Below are 21112 nucleotides of genomic sequence, written 5' to 3'. Positions count from 1 at the left end.
GGGCGAGAAAGTTCATGCACTGCTGCTCAGCTCAGAAACGTCCGGGAGCAAAGGGTGCCGGATCGACCACAGGCGCCTCGCCCATCATCACTTCTGCGAGCAGTCGACCGCTGACCGGGCCTAGCGTAAATCCTTGATGGGCGTGGCCGAAATTGAACCAGAGCCCTTTATGCAAGGGCGCCGCGCCGATCACCGGCTTCATGTCTACAGTGCAGGGTCTGGCGCCGCTCCAAGGCGTGCGCTCCACCTGGGGGCCTAAGGCTAATACCTGCCGTGCGGCCCGCTCGGCCTTGCCCAGTTGCACCGGTGTTGGAGGTGCACTCAAGCTGGCGAATTCCGCCCCCGTTGACAGGCGAATACCGCGCTTCATCGGCGCCAGCATGTAGCCTTGTTCGGTATCCAGCACCGGGCGGCTCAATGTCGCGCCATCGGCAAAGTGAGCGTGGTAACCACGCTTAACGAACAACGGAATGCGGTAGCCCAACTCGCCAAGCAGTTCGTGAGCCCAAGGGCCCAACGCCACGACCACCTGCGACGCGCCGACTGATCCAGAATCGGTGTCTACGCTCCAACCGGCTCCCGACTGACGCAACGATCGCGCATCGCCACGCAAAATATCCCCACCTTCACGAACGAACAGATCGGCATAACGCTGCACCAACTCACCCGGCTCAATGCACGTCCAGGGTTGCAGCCAATGAATGCCCCCCACCAATGCATCGCTCAACGCTGGTTCCGCCGTTCTGAGCGCGACACCGTCCAGATGCTCAGACAACACGCCGTGTGCACTCACGCGTACCGCGCGCTCCACCGCCTCATCGAATTGCTGTGGGCTACGAAAAGCCTGGATCCACCCTTTGCGCACGATCAGGTTTTGCGAACCGCTTTGATCAATCAACTCCGAATGCTCGCTGATCGAGTGCTCAATCAGCGTGCGAAAGGCATCTGCAATGGCCTGGTAATGCCTAGGCGCGGAGTTGGCCCAATACCTGACCAAGGCAGGCACGTATTCAGGCATCGCGCGCAAATGGTAATTGACGCCAATGTCACGCTTGGCTGCCACGTTTATCAGGCTGGCAAGATCCCTCGGGAACGCATAAGGCTCAATGGCCTCACGCTGAATGATGCCTGCGTTGCCGAACGACGTTTCACGCCCCGGCAAACCTTTGTCCACCAGCGTCACCGCGCAGCCACGGCGTTGCAAATGCAACGCCGTGCATACGCCGACAATGCCGGCACCCAGTACCACCACTTGTTTTTCGTTCACGCTGCCTCCGAATCAAGCACGCTGTTGCGCGATGACACTGATCTCGACCAATGCATCGACCACAAGGCCGGCGCAGACGGTCGCGCGCACTGGCAGGTTGGCCGTGAAGAATGATGCATAAGCCCGATTGAATTCGGCGAAATTACTCCGGTCGGTCAGGTACACGGTAACGCTGACAACATCGTCCAGCGACAGCGATTCGGCTTCCAGCGTCTGGGCAATACGCATCAAGGTCAAACGTGTTTGCGCTTCGATACCTTCAGGAAAGCTACCGTCCTCACCAAAAGGCAATTCGCCAGACAAAAAAACCAGGCCCTGGCTGTGGCGGACTTTGGAAAAGGGCAGATTACTAACGGTCATGGCAGTTCTCTCTTGGGTAATTCAAGGAGGCGCCCATCAACGAGCACCGGTTGTGAATCATCGATTCGACTTCAGCGGTTTTTACGGTAGGCCATTGAGTCATGCATACGCTTGAGCACGTGTTCCCCCTCGCGGACACCGGACACATAGATCAGGAGCGAACAGCGGCTTGAGATCATGTCGACTCGTTGCTTAATAGGTTCAGGAGGGGTGAAACATGTGTTTTAGCCTGAAACACCAATCATGTATATACAAGATTAAGCATTTATCATGCCGCTCGATCAAAAAATGCGCCATAAGCCTAAGGTAGAGCGACTTACCCTCCTCTCGCGATTAGAACGCTTTAGGTGCCCCGACACTAAAGGTTTCGTTTTTTCCCACCAGGCATCATGGGTAACACTCCAAGCGCAACCAGCGGTTACATAAGGCTAAAAAGTAGCGATCATCAGCCTGGTCAACTTCGCTAGAAACAAGCCTGAACTGCGGAATCAAAAGCAGCTCAGACATATTGGCCTGCATCTTGCCTTACCGGTATATACAGGCACATACAGATGTCTGCTGCGTGATCATCCTGCTCCCCAAGGATGTTACTCATGAATGTACTGATACCGCTCAGCCCCATTCAACGACCAGCCGTACGAGATCAGCCATAACGCCGAATAGCCGCGTCTGCAGCAACTCTTGCAGAACTGCCTAGATCGTAATGCCTACCAGCAAGACACTAATGAGGTTAACCCTGTATGAATGCCAATGACTTGAACCTGCTTGCCCGCGCAGAAGTGCGCGAATTGGCCAGTTACAACGCCGGCCTCGCCTCGGATGCTGTGCGCAAGCGTTTCGGCCTGACTCGCGTCGCCAAACTAGGCAGCAACGAAAACCCGATGGGCACAGCACCCGCCGTTAGCGCCGCAACGGCTCGAGCTTGCAGCGAAATTGCGCTATACCCCGATGCTGGCTGCCAGGCATTACGCTCTGCACTCTCGAAAAAGCTCGACGTACCCGAGAATCAATTGGTGTTCGGCAACGGCTCGGAAGATTTGCTGAGCGTCATCAGCCGCGTGTTTTTAGACCACGATGACGAAGTAGTTACCGTGGTGCCATCTTTCGGGTTGCACTTCATATACCCAATGGCAGCCGGTGCCCGGGTGGTAGGTGTTCCCATGACCGACAGAGGCACCTTCGATGTAGCGGCAATGATCGCTGCACTCACCCCCCACACCCATGTGCTGATGTTTTCATGCCCGTCAAATCCGGTCGGCTGCACCTTAAGCGCCGACGAGTTGCAGCAACTGCTCGACGCATTGCCCTCGAAGTGTCTGCTGGTGTTTGATGAGGCCTATTACGAATACGCGCAGTGGGAGGCCGAGTACCCAGATTGCCTCGGTTTGATTCAGGCCAGCGGCAAACCGTTTATCCTGCTGCGGACTTTCTCCAAGGCTTATTCCCTGGCAGGTTTGCGCATCGGCTACGGTATCGTCAGCGATCCACTGCTGGCAGATCTGATTAACCGCCTGCGCACCCCGTTCAACGTCAACAGCGTGGCACAAGCTGCAGCGATTGCGGCACTGGCAGATGATGGTCATCTAAACGCCTGCCTATCCCATGTCGCCAGCGAACGCCAGCGGCTGGAAGTAGCGCTGCACGAGCAAGGCATTACGACCGCACCGTCCTTGGCCAACTTCCTGTTTTTTAGCACGCCTTATCCGGCCGAAGTAATCAACCAAGCACTGCTGCGTGAAGGGGTTATCATAAAACCGTGGCGCGAAGTTGGATACACTGAGTACTTGCGCGTCTCTGTCGGAAGCTGTGAGGATAACGACCTTTTCCTCCAAGCACTGGCAAGCGTCCTTGCCGCACTTGAAACACGGACTGACTAATGATCAAAAATGCACCACAAGCGCTCTACCGGCGTGCAAAGGATTATGTGCAAGACCAACTTCGCGCGGGCGTTTGGAAACCTGGTGACCTGATTTCTTCAGAAAACCAACTGGTGCAAGAACTGGGCATTTCGCGCATGACCGTCAACCGGGCCTTACGCGAACTGACCGAAGAAGGTCATCTGGTCAGGATTTCAGGCGTTGGCACGTTCGTAGCCGAAAGCAAACCGCAATCAAACTTGCTGCGTATCACGAACATTGCCGACGAAATCCTCGCCAGAGGTCACAGTTACACCTGCCGTGTGCTGCACTTGGGGCGCGAATCGGCCTCAATGCCGGTGGCCTCCGCATTGGGCCTGACCACCGGTTCTTCAGTTTTTCATCTAGTCTGTGTTCACAGCGAAGAAGGCGTGCCCGTGCAACTCGAGGATCGTTACGTCAATCCCGAGCTGGTGCCAGAATTTCTGAAGCAAGACTTCGGGGAGCACTTGCAACCCGCCAAATACCTGTTGCGCGTCGTCAAACCCGATGAAATGGAGCATATCGTCGAAGCCTGTCACCCAAGCATTGACGAAAGCAAACATATGCAGATCGACGCCAACGAACCTTGCTTAGCACTTATCCGCCGCACTTGGAGCCAAAGCAAAATTGTGACTTACGTGCGCTTGGTTCACCCCTCCTCACGCTATCGACTCGGCAGTCGCCTGCCGGTAAACGGGGCGCATAGAGACAGTTGATGCCTGAAGGCATCTGATGAACTGTTCCATCATAAACCGGGATCGAAATGCCATTGCTGCTTCTACTTTCCGGACAACCTCTTGACGCAGAATTTCACCAGTGAGTTTCCTGCACTACAAAAGTGAAAAAGCTCCACAGCTACGACAACTGCCTGTCGCCGATAGCTGTAGAGCAAAAAAACTGCATAAACACTGTAGCTCTCGTGCGGGATGACTCGAGCAATTCAGCTTGCTCACACAGGAGCCAAACGCCCCTTCCCCCCGATTACAAGCTAGGCAGCAACTTTGGCAACACCAGTTCGTTCAAGCACCGGGAAGCCAACAGCTCGCTTGCTGCGTTGATATCCGGCGCAAAGAAGCGATCTTTGTCGTAGTAAGCCACTTTGCTGCGCAGGCTGGTGCGGGCAAGCTCCAGCTTCGTCGAGGTCTTCAAGCCTTCGCGCAAGTCAAGGCCCTGACACGCAGCGAGCCACTCAACAGCGAGGACGCCGCGAGTGTTTTCAGCCATTTCCCATAAACGCTTGCCCGCTGCAGGAGCCATTGACACGTGATCCTCCTGATTCGCGGAAGTTGGCAGGCTATCCACCGAATGTGGATGCGCAAGTGCCTTGTTCTCACTGGCCAGCGCCGCTGCGGTAACTTGGGAAATCATGAAGCCGGAGTTCACACCGCCGTTGGCCACCAGGAATGGCGGCAATTGCGACATGTGCTTGTCCATCATCAGGGAAATACGCCGTTCGCTTAGCGAGCCGATTTCCGCTATCGCCAATGCCATGTTGTCAGCAGCCATGGCCACAGGCTCGGCGTGGAAGTTGCCACCGGAGATCACATCGCCTTCGACAGCGAAGACCAATGGGTTATCGGAGACGGCATTAGCTTCGACGACCAATACCTCCGCAGCTTGACGGAACTGGGTCAGGCAAGCGCCCATGACTTGCGGCTGGCAACGCAGGGAGTACGGATCCTGAACCTTGCCGCAGTTCTGGTGGGAGTCGGAGACTTCACTGCGCTCGCCGAGCAAGTCTCGGTAGGCGGTAGCACTGTCGATCTGGCCTTTCTGGCCACGCGCGGCGTGGATGCGTGCGTCGAACGGCGAGCGCGACCCCAGAACCGCTTCAACAGTCAGAGCACCGATCGCCAGTGCGCCAGCGAACAGATCTTCGCCCTCGAACAAACCACGCAGTGCATAAGCGGTGGATACCTGCGTGCCGTTGAGCAACGCCAGCCCTTCCTTGGCAGCCAGTGTCAGTGGCGTCAGGCCGGCGACTTTCAGCGCCTCGGTTGCTTCCAGCCATTCGCCCTTGTAACGAGCCTTGCCTTCACCCAACAGCACCAGCGACATGTGGGCCAAGGGTGCGAGGTCGCCGGATGCACCGACCGAACCTTTCAACGGAATGTGCGGATAAACCTCGGCGTTGATCAAAGCGATCAGTGCTTCGATGACGGTGCGGCGGATGCCGGAGAAACCACGGCTCAAGCTATTGACCTTGAGCACCATGACCAGCCTGACCAGCGCGTCACTGATCGGTTCGCCAACACCGGCAGCGTGGGACAGAACCAGTGAGCGCTGGAGGTTCTCCAGGTCTTCGGTAGCGATGCGGGTCGAGGCCAGCAGGCCGAAACCGGTATTGATCCCATAGGCGGTGCGGTTCTCGGCGAGGATTTGTTCCACGCAAGCAACGCTGGCTTCAATCTGGGCCGAAGCACTGTCATCGAGGGAGATGTTGATCGGATGCTGGTAGACGTCGCGCAGTTGGGCAAGGCTCAGTTGGCCAGGGATGATGTTGAGTGTGTTCATGCTTTTGCTCCTTTAACAGAGGTGATCATTGGCAGGTTCAAGCCTTGTTCTTTGGCACAATCTATTGCGATCTGGTAACCCGCGTCGGCGTGACGCATCACGCCGGTCGCCGGGTCGTTGTGCAGCACGCGTGCAATGCGCTCAGCCGCTTCGTCGGTACCGTCGCAGACAATCACCATGCCCGAGTGCTGAGAGAAGCCCATGCCGACGCCGCCGCCGTGGTGCAGGGAAACCCAGGTCGCGCCGCTCGCGGTGTTCAGCAGTGCGTTGAGCAGTGGCCAGTCGGACACGGCGTCGGAACCGTCCTGCATTGATTCGGTTTCGCGGTTTGGGCTGGCCACGGAACCGGAGTCCAAATGGTCGCGACCGATGACGATCGGCGCCGACAACTCACCGCTACGCACCATTTCGTTGAATGCCAGGCCCAGCTTGGCGCGCAGACCCAGCCCTACCCAACAGATTCGTGCCGGCATGCCCTGGAAGCTGATGCGCTCGCGCGCCATGTCCAGCCAGTTATGCAGGTGCGCGTCGTCCGGGATCAGCTCTTTGACCTTGGCGTCAGTTTTGTAGATGTCTTCAGCGTTACCCGACAGCGCAGCCCAGCGGAACGGGCCGATGCCACGGCAGAACAGCGGACGGATGTAGGCCGGTACGAAGCCCGGGAAGTCGAATGCGTTTTCCACGCCTTCTTCCTGAGCCATCTGACGGATGTTGTTGCCGTAGTCGAAAGTTGGAATGCCCATTTTCTGGAATTCAAGCATCGCTTTGACGTGTACGGCCATCGATTGCTTGGCGGCTTTCACTACAGCGGTAGGCTCGGTTTTGGCGCGAGCGCGATACTCTTCCCAAGTCCATCCGGCCGGGAGGTAACCGTTTAGTGGGTCGTGGGCGCTGGTCTGGTCGGTGACCATGTCCGGGCGTACGCCGCGCTTGACCAGTTCAGGCAGGATTTCCGCCGCGTTACCCAGCAGGGCGATGGAGATAGCCTTGCCTTCTTTGGTGTATTTGGCGATGCGGGCCAGTGCGTCATCGAGGTCTGTGGCTTGCTCGTCGACGTAACGGCTGTTCAGGCGGAAATCGATACTGACTTGCTGGCATTCGATATTCAGCGAGCAGGCGCCGGCCAGGGTTGCCGCCAGTGGCTGGGCGCCACCCATACCGCCGAGGCCTGCGGTCAGCACCCAACGACCCTTCAGATTATCGTTGTAATGCTGGCGACCGGCTTCTACGAAGGTTTCGTAGGTGCCCTGGACGATGCCCTGACTGCCGATGTAGATCCAGCTGCCGGCGGTCATCTGGCCATACATGGCCAGGCCTTTGGCGTCGAGTTCGTTGAAGTGTTCCCAAGTGGCCCAGTGCGGCACTAGGTTGGAGTTGGCGATCAGCACGCGCGGGGCGCTGCTGTGGGTCTTGAACACGCCGACCGGCTTGCCGGATTGCACCAGCAGGGTCTCGTCGTCGTTTAGATTGGTAAGGCTTTCGACGATCTTGTCGTAGCATTCCCAATTACGCGCCGCACGACCGATGCCACCATACACCACCAGTTCTTTTGGGTTCTCGGCCACTTCCGGGTCGAGGTTGTTCATTAACATGCGCAGTGGAGCTTCGGTCAGCCAGCTTTTGGCGGTCAGCGTGTTACCACGCGCGGCGCGGATTTCGACATTACGGAAATGGGATGGCTTGCTCACCGGTAATCCTCTCGAAATGACTTTCTCAGCCTATTTATTGGTTTAACGCTACAGGTCACGCATAAATATAATCATGTATATACAACCATAATCAAGCGAATTTTACTCGAGCATGGTCACTGACGAAGGGCAAGGTAATTTGGAGCTAATGAGCGACCGAAGAGTCGCTCGAAGGCATAGCGGTTACTTGAGGTTGCCGCTAAGGAACTGCTGCAGGCGCTCGCTCTTGGGGTTACCCAAGACATCTTTAGGTAAGCCCTGCTCTTCCACGAGTCCTTGGTGGAGGAACAACACCTGACTCGACACCTTGCGCGCGAAGCTCATCTCATGAGTCACCATGATCATGGTTCGACCTTCTTCGGCCAGACCCTGGATAACCTTGAGCACCTCGCCGACCAATTCTGGATCAAGCGCCGAAGTCGGCTCGTCGAACAACATGATCTCAGGCTCCATGGCCAAAGCCCGAGCGATAGCGACCCGCTGCTGCTGCCCGCCAGAGAGAAAAGCCGGATACTGGTCGGCAACGCGAGACGGCAAACCTACCTTGTCCAGATACCGCCGAGCACGCTCCTCAGCATCTTTCTTGCTGATACCCAGGACGCGGCGTGGAGCCATCGTGATGTTGTCGAGCACGGTCATGTGGCTCCAGAGGTTGAAGTGCTGGAACACCATCGCAAGCCGTGTGCGCAGCCGCTGCAGTTCAGAAGCGTCGGCCACATGCATGCCGTGGCGGTCATGCATCATGCGAATCGGCTGGTTATCCAGGCCCATGGCGCCGTCGTTGGGCGTTTCCAAAAAGTTGATACAACGCAAGAAGGTGCTCTTGCCCGACCCGCTGGCGCCAATCAGGCTAATCACATCGCCGGTCTTGGCGTTTAGGGAAACGCCTTTGAGTACTTCGTGGCTGCCATAGCTTTTATGCAGGTTTTCAACGGTCAATTTGTACATGTTCAAACACCCTGAATTAATGAGCCGGGCCGAGGAAAGACAGCCAGCGGCGTTCAGCCAGACGGAACAGGCCAACCAGAGAGAAAGTGACTGCGAGGTAAATCGCGGCGGCGATACCGAACGACTGGAATGTCAGGAACGTTGCCGAATTGGCATCCCGGGCGACCTTGAGAATGTCCGGCACAGTCGCAGTGAACGCGACTGTGGTCGAGTGCAGCATCAGTATGACTTCGTTGCTGTAGTTCGGCAGCGATCGGCGCAGCGCAGATGGCATGATGATGTAGGCATACAACTTCCAGCCGCGCAGTCCGAATGCCTTGGCCGCTTCGACCTCGCCGTGATTCATGTTACGGATCGCCCCGGCGAAAATTTCCGTGGTGTAGGCGCAAGTGCTCAAAGCGAAGGCAAGAATGGTGCAGTTGATTGCATCGCGGAAGAATGCGTCGAGCATGGGTTGCGCGCGCACCGCTGCAAGGCTGTAGATACCGGTGTAGCAGATCAGTAGCTGTATATACAGTGGCGTACCGCGAAACAGATAAGTGTAGAACTGTACCGGCCAGCGCACCCATACGTTGCTTGAGACCCTGGCAATCGACAGCGGGAGTGCCATCAAAAAGCCCAGGAAAAGCGAAGCACTTAGTAGCCACAGGGTCATCGCTAACCCGGTGATGTGATAGCCATCGCTGTAGAGGAAAGGCTTCCAGTATTCCTGCAGAAGTTCGATCATCGCACGGCCTCCCGGGTGCCTGCGGCATAGAGGATTTCCAGCCGGCGCAAGACGTAGTTCGATGCAGTGGTGATGACCAGATAGATCAAGGCCGCCAGCACCAGGAAAAAGAACAGTTGATAGGTGGTCTTGCCGGCGTCTTGAGCCACTTTCACCAGGTCGGCCAACCCAATAATCGAGACCAACGCGGTGGCTTTGAGGATGACCATCCAGTTGTTGCCGATACCCGGTAAGGCAAAACGCATCATCTGCGGGAACAGTACGTAGCGGAAACGCTGCGCGCGGGTAAGGCCGTAAGCAGTGGCCGCTTCCATCTGGCCACGCGGCACGGCGAGGATGGCGCCTCGGAAAGTCTCAGTGAAATACGCACCATAGATAAAGCCCAGCGTGATCACGCCGGCACTGAATGGATTGATCTCGATGTAATCCCACCCTAAGGCTGAGGTCAGCTGGGTGAGCCAGGTCTGTAAGCTGTAGAAGATCAGCAGCATCAGAACCAGATCCGGCACTCCACGAATCAGCGTGGTGTAGGCCTGTGCAGGGACGCGCAACAGCGCCGACGTTGAAAGCTTGGCACTGGCACCGATCAGGCCGAAAATCACGCTTAGCAGCAAGCAAAGGAAGGATAACTTGACCGTCATCCAGGTGCCTTGCAGCAAAAGTGGGCCAAAGCCCTTGAGGCTGAAGCCCGACAGCCCCAGCATCTGCAATAGGTTTTCTAACATGGGGAAGCCCTTCGTCAATCAGGAAAACGCCCATCCGTGAATGGGCGCAGCGTCGTTATTTGCCGCTGTAAATATTCTGATCACCGAAGTGTTTCTTTTGGATGGCCACGTAGGTGCCGTCGTCGTGGAGCGCCTGTATGCCTTTGTTCACTAGGGCTTTAAGCTCGGCATTGCCTTTGAGCAGACCGATCGCCGTTTTTGCTGGCAGCAGTTCGTGATGGACTGGCTTGCTCACTTCAAAGTCAGCGCCTTGCGGGGACTTCAGGAAACCCATTTCAGCTTGCAGCATGTTCTGAATCGAGGCATCGAGGCGACCCGTGACCAGGTCAGCATAAACCTGATCCTGGTTGGCGTAGGCCTGGGTTTTTACCCCGGCCTTGTTCAGCACGGCCTTGGCGTAGGCCTCCTCGGTGGTGCCTTGTTCATAGCCAACGGTTTTGCCAGCCAGCGTCGTGATGTCTTCGCTCAAGGCCGAGCCTTTCTTAAAGACGAAGGATGTTGGCACCGAGAACAATTCGTTGGAGAAATCGATGACTTTTTCCCGCGAAGAAGTCACGGTCATGGCAGAAATCACGCCGTCGAATTTATTGGCCCTGAGGCCAGGAATCATCCCGTCGAAATCACTTTCTACCCATTTGCACTTGACCTTCAGTTCAGCGCAAATCGCGTTACCCAGATCAATATCAAAGCCCACAAGGCTGCCGTCGGCGGCCTTGGATTCGAAGGGTGCATAGGATGGGTCGACTCCAAAGCGCAACTCCTTGTACTCCTTGGCAACGGCAATACCAGCCGCCGCGCACAGAGCCAATACTGATAAGGTCAAAATAGATTTTTTCATTGTTTTTATTCCTAATAACCAACAGAAGCGCTTGGGGCGCACGAGTACAGTTATGGAGCGCGTGTGGCATTACGCTGAACACACAGCCCCCAGGTTGCGGACAAACGTGTCGAGACACATGGTCGACTCTAGCGCGCAAATACATACTTGTACAGACAGGCCTAGGCAATCAGTCATCCTTTGATCTGATCGATTCCTTTCTGGGGATTTAGAAGACGCTAGAATTGCCTGTAAATAGGGGTTATCGGAGGTTTTTTCTCTAGAGGTCAGGAGGACAGTCAACCTCTTTAATCTCGATATGCGCCATGTGGCTGAGTTCGGGAGATGGCGTAGGCGGTTGGAGGCGGATCAGCATCGACCTATCGCGGACATGATCCTGAAGCCCCCTCGGCGACCCGGATGACTCCAAGCTCGAGATAGAATCTGAATTCGTACTACTGCCACAATCTCGGCGTAATAGAAGAAAAAAACGGATACGGCTCAAAAGTGGTGCGCGAAACATCCCGCATCAGGACGGCATCGTTGAACGCTTTTCGTAAATGCCTAGAAGTCAATCCATTGGGTCATTACCACTATGACAATGGGAAGAGCGACGCCTGCGAGAAGGGTTTGGCAAGCAATGATCCCAGCCATAAGCGGCGCATCTCCACCCAACTGTCGCGCCATGATGTATGAGGATGAGGCAGTGGGCAGTGCTTGGAACAGGAGTGCTGCAACGGCAGCCTTTCCTTCAAGCCCGAACAGATGACAAGCCCAAAGCGTAACCAGTGGCATGATTAAAAACTTGACCAGCGACGAGTAGCCCACCGGGCGAAGCCATTGCCTCATGCTCCCGAATTCAAGCGCGGCACCCACGCAGAGCAGACCGAGCGGTAGTGACGCTTGCCCCAAGGCCTTAAGCATCGGCTCAATACCAACTGGTAGTCCCAAGCCCAAACCCTGTAACAATCCGCCTGCGCAGCAAGCTAATACAAGGGGGTTCAGTGCCAATTGCTTGAGGACTTTGCTCAAAGGCATCCTGCCGCCTGATCCGTACTTCGCGAATACCAGCACGCACAGGATGTTCACTGTTGGCACTATCGCCGCGTTCGCGACGGCGGCCAGGGCTATGCCTTGCACTCCAAACAATCCCGCCGCTGCAGAAACGCCGACGTAATTGTTGAAGCGTATGCCACCCTGAAAAACAGAAGTAAATGCGGCATTGTCCTGAGTGATTAGTGCTCTTGCGCCCAACAGCATCAGCGATACCACAACAGTCGACAACACGAGCACCGAGACCATGCTTTGAAAGGGCACCCCATCAAGCTTGGCGGTCGCGAGTCCGTGAAAAAAAGAGAAGGAAGCAGTACGTAATATGCCAAGCGCTCTGCCTGCGCCCAAAAGTCATCCGCCAGAAATTGATGACGTTTGAGCCATACGCCCAGCACGATCAATAATGCGATGGGCAACAAGGCCGTCAACAAAGAGAGGGTCATACACTTGCCTTAATTTTCTGCACTAACCGTTCACATCCTGCAATCAGGATTGACTCATCAGTGGCGAATGAAAGCCTGAGATGCCCAGGCATCCCGAAAGCGCTACCGGGAACGGTGGCTACTCCTTCTTCGAGCATGGTGAGCGCGAAAGCCTGATCATCCTTGATCGTTTTGATACGAGGCAGCAGGTAAAACGCACCCTCCGGACAAGCGATATCAATCGCTTCGCAGGCCCTCAACACGTGTAGAGCAGCATCACGCCGCTGTCGATAAATTGCATTTCGCTCGCCCACCAACGCTTGAGGCCCAGTCAATGCGGAAACCGCCGCCAACTGGCTCAGGGTGCTGGTCTGAGTACAGTTCTGTGATTGAACCGAGCTGATCGTCGTGATCAATGACGTTGGCCCACACCCCCACCCCACTCGCCAGCCGGTCATTGCGTAAACTTTAGATACGCCATCCACGATCAGGATACGGTCTCTCAAATCAGGCGCCACCGCCGCCAACGTTTGGTAGGGATCATCCGTGTAACGAATTTCTGAATAAATGTCATCTGATAGCACCATCACCCCTGGATATCGACGCAGCACTTCGGCGATGGCCAACAGTTGCTCACGTGAGTAGAGCGCTCCTGACGGGTTGCCCGGCGCATTCAAGACGAGCCACTTGGGCGACGTTGCCCGGCTAAGCGCTGCATCCAAATGCTCTGCAGTGAGGCGAAAACCTTGTTCTCTTGTAGTCGAAACAATCAGCGGTCGCGCGCCGCACATCTTGATCATGGCGGGATAACTCGCCCAATAGGGCGCGGGCACGATCACCTCGTCGCCACTTTTGAGGGTCGCTTGAAAAGCGTTGTAGATGATTTGTTTGGCGCCACAGCCGACGGCCACTTGATCATCGGCGTAATCGAGGTTTCGAATTTCTTTCATGCGCATTCGGATCGCGCGACGAAGTGGTTCAATACCGTTAGACGGTGAGTAGGTCAGGCGACCGCTGAGCGCAGCGTGCGCAGCTTCAAGAACGTGTGGCGGCGCGTTGAAGTCTGGCTCGCCCAATGTCAGGTCGATGACATCCCTGCCCTGCGCTCGCATCAACGCCGCTCGCTTTGCCATGATCAGGATAGGAGACTGCAGGATATTGTCTGCGGTAGGTGGAGTGCTCATGTCGCCCTCAAGAATGCGTCTGGATGGGCACCACGATAAGAAGTCGGACTCTAAAATAAAAACGATTTAAAATTCAGCAAACAACAAGTATCACTCATGGGTCGGTGTGCGGAGAATAAGCTTTCACGGCGTTCGCCAGGGCTGAAGCCAATCGCCTAAGCGGACGCTCTTCGCGCTCCAGTAATACAACGCGCCTGGTTTTTTGAGGCGTGCCGAACGGCTCAAAGGCGAGTGTGGTCAGGCTTTCGACTTGTTGCTGAGCGAGAGGAATGATGGATACTCCAAGTCCGCTTGAAACCATCTGGATAATCGCATCTTGGCTATCAAGCTCCATGCTGGTCTGCACCCGCATCCGCATAGTGCGAAGCTCCCGCTCAATGGTTCGACCCGCCCAGGCACGACGATCAAAGCGAATAAACGGCTGACTTTTGAGAAGAAGCTGCAAGTCCTCATGCGCGAGTGACACAGGCGCGATGATCCAGAAACCTTCCTCGTAAAGCACCGTGCTCACCAGGCCATAAGGGTGTGGTTTCACCGGCTCTGTGGTGATCGCAACATCTAGTTCGCCCGCTTCTACGCGCGTGGCCAACTCAGCAGACATGCCCGACGCAACAGTGATGCGCAGGTGCGGATGCAGGGCGCGCAATGCAGACAGTGCGAGGGGCAAAACGCCTGCCAGTGCTGTTTGGATGGCGCCGATTCTAAGCCTGCCCCGTAACTCGCTGTCGCCGCCAAGCTCAGAGGAGATGCCGTCATACAAGGCTAGAATTTCTCTCGCGCGCTCCACGGCGATATGGCCCGCATCCGTCAGTACCGGCAACCGTCGTGAACGGTCAAACAGGAGCGCGTTGAAATCCTCCTCCAACGACCGAACATGAAGGCTGACCGCTGACTGGGTGAGATGAACGGCGTCCGCTGCTCTGACGAAAGAACCGTGTTGGGCAATAGCAAGCAGTGTTCGAAGTGCGCGTAGAGACATAGCCATCATCCAACAAGTTGATGAGCGAGCTTACCAGTTGGTGCAGGCGTCTTGTTTGGACGCAGAGATCTTCCCTGCGATCCAATATGACCTGTGGCGAAATAGCGCACCCAGGAAAAATTTACTTCACTCTTTAAAGCGGGCTAAATAGTTGCCCCTTCGCGGCGATTTCATTTATGAGCTCGTTGAAACGTATCCGTCCCTGGATTGCCTGTCTGGCTGTCCTGCTCAATCTGTTCGCTATGCCGATGAGTCGTGCGATACAGGCACCAGACGTGCGCCTGATGCTTTGGGGTGGTTTTTGTTCAGGTGGGAACTTGAGCGCCCTTCCTGCAGACCTCGGCAAAGTAATTGATGCCCTGCAGCTGCCGCAATCGAAACCTGTCATGCAGCACGGCGACTGCTGTTGTGGTCATGCGGGACTTGCAGCGTTACCGTCCAACTACTACCGGCACTACCTACCGCCGTACACCCCCAATACCGCCCTCGAAAATCCTGAGTTGCCCACGCTACATCCGAGAGTTCGTTGGCCAAGCCTAAGTCCACGCGCATCCCCTTTCGCCTGATCACAACACCGCTGACCTCATGCGGTGCTGCTCTCTTTAAATCCTTCTAGCGGCCTGCGATGGACGCTGAACGCCCTTAAAGTTTCTTGATCATCAGGAAGTGCGTGCTATGCCTGCTTCAACCACTTTGCGCCCTGCAAAGGCATTGTCTGTGTCCCGCCCCCTTTGGCCCCTGCTTTCAATAGGCGTGCTCGCGTTGAGCCCGCTGTCAGTGGCATTAGCTGAAGCCAGCAGAATCGAAAATTCAACCCTGACCCTAGGTGCGGTCAGCATTCAGGGCTCGGCAAGCGGCCCTTTGAGTACCAGCAACGTTCTCAGCTCGGTGGATATTCTCGGAGGAGACATCCTCGAAAAAATGCCAGTAAATTACAGCTGGGAACTGTTCAGTCGCGCACCGGGTGTCATGCTCACTGAATTCAACCAAGGCACGACCTCAGGGAAAATTTCCTTCCGTGGCTTTAACGGTGAAGGCGAAGTGAATGCCGTAAAGCTTTTGATCGACGGCATTCCGAGCAACAGCAACGACGGCAATATGCCGTTCATGGACATGATTTTCCCCATGGAGCTGGACAGCATTGAGGTGGTGCGTGGCACCAGCGATGCGCGTTATGGTCTGAACAACATTGCCGGCAACGTCAACATGCTCACCCGCACAGGTGGCGACTACAACAAGGCGCGGCTGCGTTATGGAAGCTTCAATACCCAAGAAGCACAGCTGGCCAAGGGAATTGAGAGCAGCAACTGGACTCAGAATTACTTTTTCGCCTATCAAAAATCTGATGGCTACCGGGATCATGCCGAAGCCGACAAGTTTTCAATGTCTGGCAAATGGTTCTACACGCCGGACGATGACAGCTACCGTATCGGCCTTATTGCTCGTCACTACGAAACTGAAGCTCAGGAGCCAGGTTATCTAAGAGAAGACGATGCACGTCATCACCCGGAAATGACCAACAGCTTCAACGCTACTGACAAGGGTACGCGTCGCATGAACCAAGTCAGTCTGCATTTTGATACAGACCTGGCTGATAACCTCGCTTGGTCAGCGAAGACCTACGTCAACACCTTCGATGACAGGCGTTGGACGCAATACTGGAGCACCAGCGCTCAACAGGAACGCGACGCTTACGAGACGCAATATGGCGCGCTAACCTCCGTGACCTGGCGACCGCAAGTCAGCTGGCTTTACGACTTCGCCTTGGAAGGAGGCGCAGACGTACAGCAGCAGCAAAATAAAAGTGAGCGCTATCGCACTAGAGACCGCACACGTCTAGCTACCACCCGCGACCAACAGTTCGACTTCGACACCTACGGCGCTTATGTCCAGGCAGAGATCAAACCTTTCGAGTCTCTGAAGATCGTACCCGCCTACAGGGTCGACAAGATCCAGGGCGACTTCACTAATGAAATGACCGGCACAGATTACGACATCAACGACTACGGGCTGATCAAGCAGCCGAAGATCAGCGTTGTCTATTCTCCCTGGGACGTTGCCAGCTTCTATGCGAACTGGGGACGTACCTTTCAAGTGGGCACCGGGGCGGCGGCTTACAAGATACCTCCCCGGGATACCGATCTGGCACCCTCGATCAACGAGGGCTGGGAAACCGGAATCAAGTTCACGCCGGATGACTGGGTAGACGGGCGCGTTGCTTATTGGCAGCAAGAGGCCTCGGGGGAAGTTAGTCGAAGGCTGAACGACCCAAGCGGCGAATCCGATAATGTTGGTGAAACACGGCGCTGGGGTTACGACTTGCAGATGAACCTGTATCCGAACGAACGCACCAATATCTGGATGGCCTACTCTTGGCAATATTCGAAAATACTCCAGCCGAGTGCCACGTTGCCTAACAGCAAAGGTCAGGAAATCGACCACATCCCGCATCACCTCTACAACGCGGGAATCAGCTACGACGCGACACCAGCATTACATCTGACGGCCTGGATGAACGGCCAGACCAATTACTACCTAGAACGGGAGAATAAAAAAGGGACGTATGGCGGTTACGTGCTGATGAACCTCGGCGCAACATACAAAGTGACACGATCAGTTAGTGTCGACTTACAGCTGAAAAACCTTACAAATCGTTATTATGAATATGCTTGGTATGACCCGGACGGTGCCCAGGCATCCCTACATTCCCCGGGTGATGGCCGTGCGCTTTACACCGGAGTGACTTTGGACTTCTGAGGAGGAATTCTGTTGAGGCCTATTAGGCCTCATCAGCTCCAAGGAATGCGCGTCTTCCTCACCGCAATCCGATTAACTAAGAGAAAGCTGGTTGGTAACTAATCGCCTGAGAAATCTATATGTATTAGGCTCATTCACTGTCGCATTCGAATACAATCTTACGCGATCTAGAAGCCAACAGCTTAATCAGTTCTTGCAGTTGACATGATCGAAAATGAGCATGCATAGATTGTTCGTCGCGCCAAAAAAATTCGATTATCCAACTATTCGATTCGGCGACCTTCCTCAACTCACATCCTGCAACACCTGAAGAACCAATCTCCAACAGCCCAAGAATATTACAAATCTTATCTGCAAATTCATCATCCATGTTCACTTCGAACCCCATAGCGCTCTTCATAAGCCCCGACATAAAACCAATCTCCAAATCGAAAAAATAATTAGGCCGTGCGAATTACCAATACATCGCACAAGGATGTTCAAGTTACTAAATTTATCCCTAGGTGAGATTGGGCTATGCTGCAGCGTTCTAGGTTAAAGTTACGATAGACGAAAATAAGTTAAAAACATGACAAAAAATTGATGATTTCTGCCAAAATCACCAGAACCCACAAGGTGCTCTCCCGGAAGGTGTAACACAAATGCTTGTAAGATCTGTTCAGTTCATGACTTATCCCGAAGTTAGCCTTCTCGACTTAGCAGGCCCTTTGGATGTTTTTATTGCGGCTAACCACTTTGCAGACCCGGATCATCCCCCCTACTCCTTATCGATCCTTTCTTTAAGTGGAACCACTGAGATTTTCTCTAATTTCTCATTAAACGCTGCGGTTTTGGGAGCGGAAACACCGGGAGCGCACACGCTGATCGTCCCAGGCGGGCCTGGCATCCACAAATTTTGTGATCATCCAAAGTTTTTTACACATTTTGTAAGACATGCTGAAAATGCAAAGCGTCTAGTTTCCGTTTGCACGGGGGTATTTGCGCTAGCGAGAGCTGGAAAACTAAACGGGCGACACGTTACTACTCATTGGTCTGCCTATGACAAATTGGAAACAGACTTTCCATTTGTAAACGTAAGGCGCGGCCCTATATTTATTAATGACGGGGACTTATGGACTTCAGCGGGTGTTACTTCCGGGATCGATTTGGCGTTATCAATGGTTGAAGCCGACTTGGGGCATTCTGCTGCACTCGAAGTAGCACGACATCTGGTTGTTTTTTTAAAACGGCCAGGAGATCAAGATCAGTTCAGCTCATCTTTGACGTTACAGTCAAAAAGCAGTCAATTCTCAGATCTTCACGCTTGGCTAAATAGCAATCTTAATAGCGATTTATCGATATCTTCACTAGCAAATTTTATGAACATGAGTGAAAGAACTTTTGCACGTAAATATAGTGAAGTCACAGGTAGCACGCCGAGTAAAATGGTCGAGCAGATTCGCCTAGAAACGGCTTGCCACTTACTTGTGACGTCAAACTCGCCACTCAAAGCAATCGCCAATAAGTGTGGGCTAGGTGACGAGTCAACGTTTATTCGTAACTTTACAAAAAAATACTCCGTCACGCCCAAGGAATATCGAGAGCGGTTTAAGCCGCTTCTCTGAAAGGTTTTTCACATTAAGCGGCGGACTGAATACTATACTAACTTAGTATTTATATATTAAGCGTAATATCGAGCTTGATTCTTGGAAAAACATCTAGTTCGCTATTTTTTTCTTCCAATTTTTTTCACGGAAAAACATTCGCCGATACTCAGAAGGCGACGTGCCGAGGTGCACAGCGAATTGCTGCCTCAACGATAAAGGCGTTCCAAATCCTGCCTCACCGGCTACACATTCGATAGGCAGGTCAGTCGTTTCTAACAGCTCCTGCGCTCTGACAACGCGTTGAGCATTCAACCACTTTGAGACGGTACTGCCAGTCGATTCCCTGAATCGACGAGTGAAGGTGCGCCTACTCATTTTCGCCATGTCCGCCATTACGTCGAGCGACAGATCACTGGCCAAATTCATACGAGCCCATACCAGCACATCAGACAAGTGAGTCTCGCTGGATAGCTGCGGCACAGGATGCTCAACGTATTGAGCTTGGCCGCCCTGCCTGTGCGGCGGTGTCACCAGCATTTTTGCGGTTCGATTCGCTACATCGGCGCCGAGCCGCTGCCGTACCAAGTGAAGGCAACAATCTATTGCCGCAACGGTTCCTGCAGAGGTAATGATGTTGCCATCACTTACATAGAGCACTTCAGGCCTGAAACGAACTTCTGGGAACCGTCGCCCAAACTCGTCTCTGACTGCCCAGTGAGTGGTTGCTTCTTTGCCATCAAGAAGCCCGGCCTCGCCGAGCACGAATGCTCCCAGACATAACCCGACGATGAGCTTTTCCTGGAAATTTGCACGTTGTAAGGCTTGCACAAGCTTTGCAGACGCTGCGACCGAATGATCACCCCACGCCGGAATGACAATTACGTCGGATGCCTCCATCAGTTCCAGGCCATGATCGACCGCTAAGCCTATGCCTTGGTCGCTTATCACCATTCCCGGAGCCTCTGCACAGTAACTGACCTCGTAATGAGGTTCACCGGGTGCAGATTGAGCTGTTCCAAGCACCATTCCAGGGACGGAAAGATGAAACAGGCTGACTCCGTCAAAAGCCAGAACAGCAACGCGTGTGGATTGCATCAGTCAGCCTCACATTCGAGAACAGCGCAGGTTTATGGCCTGATTATATCGCAATCTGTCATTCAGGCCACTGTTGAGTCCCAGAGTATTGGGCAAGAATGGAGTCACTGATGCAATAACAGGATTAACGAGATGAACTTTAAAACACTTCCAATCGCCCTCGGCCTTACCTGCACTGCCGCAACCTCTTCGGCATTTGCGAGCTCCGACACTCCCAATTCCCCGGACGCGGCCCATAAAGTCGACTTACAGCAAGTTCGCAACGCAACGGTAAAAATCTCCTACGGCGGCACGACCTTTCTGATCGACCCGATGCTGTCCAAAAAGGGTACCTACCCAGGATTTGAAAATACCTACCGTAGTGACCTGCGCAATCCCTTGGTTGATCTGACTGAGTCGCCCGAAAAAGTGATCTCTGGTGTAGACGCCGTCATCGTCACTCATACGCATCTTGACCACTGGGACGATGCCGCACAGAAAGCGCTGCCTAAAGACATCCCGCTGTTTACGCAGCACGAGGAGGATGCGAAGTTGATCCGCTCCCAAGGCTTCAAAAATGTGCGCGTACTGACTGACGAAGCTGAATTCGGCGGCGTCAAAATCACCAAGACCGGTGGTCAGCATGGCACCGACGAAATGTATGCAGTACCCGCTTTAGCGAAGCCTCTTGGCGAAGCAATGGGCGTTGTTTTTCAAGCTCCAGGCTACAAGACCCTTTACCTGGCCGGTGACACTGTCTGGCGTAAAGAGGTCGACCAGACCATTGAGAAATATCATCCCGAAGTCATCGTACTGAATGCCGGGAAAGCAATGATGACCGGCTATAAGGGATCGATCATCATGGGCGAGGAAGACGTTCTACGCGCCTCAAAGGCTGCGAAGGACGCGAAAATCGTCGCAGTGCACCTGGACGCAATTAACCACATGTCTCTGACTCGTGACGAGCTACGCACATACGTCAAAAAGCAAGGTATCGAGAGCCGGGTCGATATTCCGGAAGATGGCGCTTCACTGGAGTTCTGACTCAAACCTTTTGGGTTCGGAATAAGGCAGGTGCTCTACCTGCCGATCTGAGCCTTCGTCACCCATTCC

At 54.4% G+C, this 21112-nt stretch carries 17 protein-coding genes and 1 pseudogene; 6 read left to right on the top strand and 12 right to left on the bottom strand.

Annotated elements, in window-relative coordinates:
• Positions 1–31: 31 nt before the first annotated feature.
• Together AB4N92_RS26255 and AB4N92_RS26250 are read right to left on the bottom strand one after the other, a co-directional pair.
• A complete protein-coding gene (locus AB4N92_RS26255; protein WP_137201192.1) occupies positions 32–1267 on the bottom strand; it encodes an NAD(P)/FAD-dependent oxidoreductase in 1236 nt (411 codons plus the stop codon).
• A gap of 12 nt (positions 1268–1279) precedes the next feature.
• Positions 1280–1627 carry a RidA family protein gene (locus tag AB4N92_RS26250; protein WP_137201191.1) on the bottom strand — a complete coding sequence of 116 codons (348 nt, stop codon included), beginning with the start codon at positions 1625–1627 and terminating at the stop codon, positions 1280–1282.
• 740 nt (positions 1628–2367) lie between these two features.
• Between AB4N92_RS26250 and hisC the strand changes: the two genes are divergently transcribed.
• Both hisC and hutC read left to right on the top strand, forming a co-directional pair.
• Positions 2368–3504 carry a histidinol-phosphate transaminase gene (gene hisC / locus AB4N92_RS26245; protein WP_137201190.1) on the top strand — a complete coding sequence of 379 codons (1137 nt, stop codon included), beginning with the start codon at positions 2368–2370 and terminating at the stop codon, positions 3502–3504.
• The gene (gene hutC / locus AB4N92_RS26240; protein ID WP_137201189.1) at positions 3504–4241 is read left to right on the top strand and encodes a histidine utilization repressor; all 738 of its coding nucleotides are present in this window, start codon (positions 3504–3506) and stop codon (positions 4239–4241) included. The genes hisC and hutC overlap by 1 nt, the downstream gene beginning before the upstream one ends.
• Positions 4242–4506: 265 nt before the next feature.
• Here the strand turns inward: hutC and hutH are convergent, their stop codons facing one another.
• The 9 genes and pseudogenes from hutH to AB4N92_RS26195 all read right to left on the bottom strand — a co-directional run bounded on the left by hutH (position 4507) and on the right by AB4N92_RS26195 (position 14582).
• Positions 4507–6039, bottom strand: a complete 1533-nt coding sequence (gene hutH, locus AB4N92_RS26235; protein ID WP_137201188.1) for a histidine ammonia-lyase — start codon at positions 6037–6039, stop codon at positions 4507–4509.
• On the bottom strand, positions 6036–7727 hold the full coding sequence (hutU, locus tag AB4N92_RS26230; RefSeq protein ID WP_137201187.1) for a urocanate hydratase: 1692 nt from the start codon (positions 7725–7727) through the stop codon (positions 6036–6038). Before hutU ends, hutH begins: the two co-directional genes overlap by 4 nt.
• A 183-nt stretch (positions 7728–7910) precedes the next feature.
• On the bottom strand, positions 7911–8675 hold the full coding sequence (locus AB4N92_RS26225; protein WP_137201186.1) for an ABC transporter ATP-binding protein: 765 nt from the start codon (positions 8673–8675) through the stop codon (positions 7911–7913).
• Between the two features lie 16 nt (positions 8676–8691).
• Positions 8692–9402, bottom strand: coding sequence for an ABC transporter permease (locus AB4N92_RS26220; RefSeq protein WP_068933319.1), 711 nt, complete (start codon positions 9400–9402; stop codon positions 8692–8694).
• Positions 9399–10127, bottom strand: a complete 729-nt coding sequence (locus tag AB4N92_RS26215) for an ABC transporter permease (RefSeq protein ID WP_137201185.1) — start codon at positions 10125–10127, stop codon at positions 9399–9401. Before AB4N92_RS26215 ends, AB4N92_RS26220 begins: the two co-directional genes overlap by 4 nt.
• Positions 10128–10182: 55 nt before the next feature.
• The gene (locus tag AB4N92_RS26210) at positions 10183–10965 is read right to left on the bottom strand and encodes a transporter substrate-binding domain-containing protein (RefSeq protein ID WP_101220338.1); all 783 of its coding nucleotides are present in this window, start codon (positions 10963–10965) and stop codon (positions 10183–10185) included.
• A 543-nt stretch (positions 10966–11508) separates the two neighbouring features.
• Positions 11509–12440 (bottom strand): annotated as a pseudogene (locus AB4N92_RS26205) (AEC family transporter).
• Entirely contained in the window at positions 12437–13603 is a 1167-nt protein-coding gene (locus AB4N92_RS26200; protein WP_137211962.1) for a pyridoxal phosphate-dependent aminotransferase, read from the bottom strand. The pseudogene AB4N92_RS26205 and the gene AB4N92_RS26200 overlap by 4 nt, the downstream one beginning before the upstream one ends.
• 94 nt (positions 13604–13697) lie before the next feature.
• Positions 13698–14582 (bottom strand): LysR family transcriptional regulator, encoded by an 885-nt coding sequence (locus tag AB4N92_RS26195; RefSeq protein WP_122461172.1) that lies wholly within the window; start codon positions 14580–14582, stop codon positions 13698–13700.
• A gap of 176 nt (positions 14583–14758) precedes the next feature.
• On the opposite strand from AB4N92_RS26195, the gene AB4N92_RS26190 reads away from it, so the two are divergent.
• The 3 genes from AB4N92_RS26190 to AB4N92_RS26180 all read left to right on the top strand — a co-directional run bounded on the left by AB4N92_RS26190 (position 14759) and on the right by AB4N92_RS26180 (position 18943).
• A complete protein-coding gene (locus tag AB4N92_RS26190; protein WP_122461174.1) occupies positions 14759–15148 on the top strand; it encodes a DUF2946 domain-containing protein in 390 nt (129 codons plus the stop codon).
• Positions 15149–15257: 109 nt separating this feature from the next.
• Complete coding sequence (locus tag AB4N92_RS26185; RefSeq protein WP_122461176.1) at positions 15258–17339, top strand: TonB-dependent receptor; 2082 nt, start codon at positions 15258–15260, stop codon at positions 17337–17339.
• 665 nt (positions 17340–18004) lie between these two features.
• Positions 18005–18943, top strand: coding sequence for a GlxA family transcriptional regulator (locus tag AB4N92_RS26180; protein WP_224265958.1), 939 nt, complete (start codon positions 18005–18007; stop codon positions 18941–18943).
• Positions 18944–19036: 93 nt separating this feature from the next.
• Here the strand turns inward: AB4N92_RS26180 and AB4N92_RS26175 are convergent, their stop codons facing one another.
• Positions 19037–20020, bottom strand: a complete 984-nt coding sequence (locus AB4N92_RS26175; RefSeq protein ID WP_137211961.1) for a GlxA family transcriptional regulator — start codon at positions 20018–20020, stop codon at positions 19037–19039.
• A 132-nt stretch (positions 20021–20152) separates the two neighbouring features.
• Between AB4N92_RS26175 and AB4N92_RS26170 the strand changes: the two genes are divergently transcribed.
• Positions 20153–21043, top strand: a complete 891-nt coding sequence (locus AB4N92_RS26170) for an MBL fold metallo-hydrolase (protein WP_012723712.1) — start codon at positions 20153–20155, stop codon at positions 21041–21043.
• Positions 21044–21112 lie beyond the last annotated feature (69 nt).

Source organism: Pseudomonas sp. S3_A09 (genome assembly GCF_054668065.1).
This window is presented reverse-complemented; position numbering and strand designations above follow the sequence as displayed.

Bases quoted from the DNA above. Each gene is read 5' to 3' on its own strand.
- AB4N92_RS26170 (WP_012723712.1), top strand. From the start codon at position 20,153: ATGAACTTTAAAACACTTCCAATCGCCCTCGGCCTTACCTGCACTGCC.
- hisC (WP_137201190.1), top strand. From the start codon at position 2,368: ATGAATGCCAATGACTTGAACCTGCTTGCCCGCGCAGAAGTGCGCGAA.
- AB4N92_RS26190 (WP_122461174.1), top strand. From the start codon at position 14,759: ATGAGCTCGTTGAAACGTATCCGTCCCTGGATTGCCTGTCTGGCTGTC.
- AB4N92_RS26225 (WP_137201186.1), bottom strand. From the start codon at position 8,675: ATGTACAAATTGACCGTTGAAAACCTGCATAAAAGCTATGGCAGCCAC.
- AB4N92_RS26175 (WP_137211961.1), bottom strand. From the start codon at position 20,020: ATGCAATCCACACGCGTTGCTGTTCTGGCTTTTGACGGAGTCAGCCTG.
- AB4N92_RS26180 (WP_224265958.1), top strand. From the start codon at position 18,005: ATGACTTATCCCGAAGTTAGCCTTCTCGACTTAGCAGGCCCTTTGGAT.
- AB4N92_RS26200 (WP_137211962.1), bottom strand. From the start codon at position 13,603: ATGAGCACTCCACCTACCGCAGACAATATCCTGCAGTCTCCTATCCTG.
- AB4N92_RS26195 (WP_122461172.1), bottom strand. From the start codon at position 14,582: ATGTCTCTACGCGCACTTCGAACACTGCTTGCTATTGCCCAACACGGT.
- AB4N92_RS26220 (WP_068933319.1), bottom strand. From the start codon at position 9,402: ATGATCGAACTTCTGCAGGAATACTGGAAGCCTTTCCTCTACAGCGAT.
- AB4N92_RS26250 (WP_137201191.1), bottom strand. From the start codon at position 1,627: ATGACCGTTAGTAATCTGCCCTTTTCCAAAGTCCGCCACAGCCAGGGC.
- hutC (WP_137201189.1), top strand. From the start codon at position 3,504: ATGATCAAAAATGCACCACAAGCGCTCTACCGGCGTGCAAAGGATTAT.
- AB4N92_RS26185 (WP_122461176.1), top strand. From the start codon at position 15,258: ATGCCTGCTTCAACCACTTTGCGCCCTGCAAAGGCATTGTCTGTGTCC.
- hutH (WP_137201188.1), bottom strand. From the start codon at position 6,039: ATGAACACACTCAACATCATCCCTGGCCAACTGAGCCTTGCCCAACTG.
- AB4N92_RS26215 (WP_137201185.1), bottom strand. From the start codon at position 10,127: ATGTTAGAAAACCTATTGCAGATGCTGGGGCTGTCGGGCTTCAGCCTC.
- AB4N92_RS26210 (WP_101220338.1), bottom strand. From the start codon at position 10,965: ATGAAAAAATCTATTTTGACCTTATCAGTATTGGCTCTGTGCGCGGCG.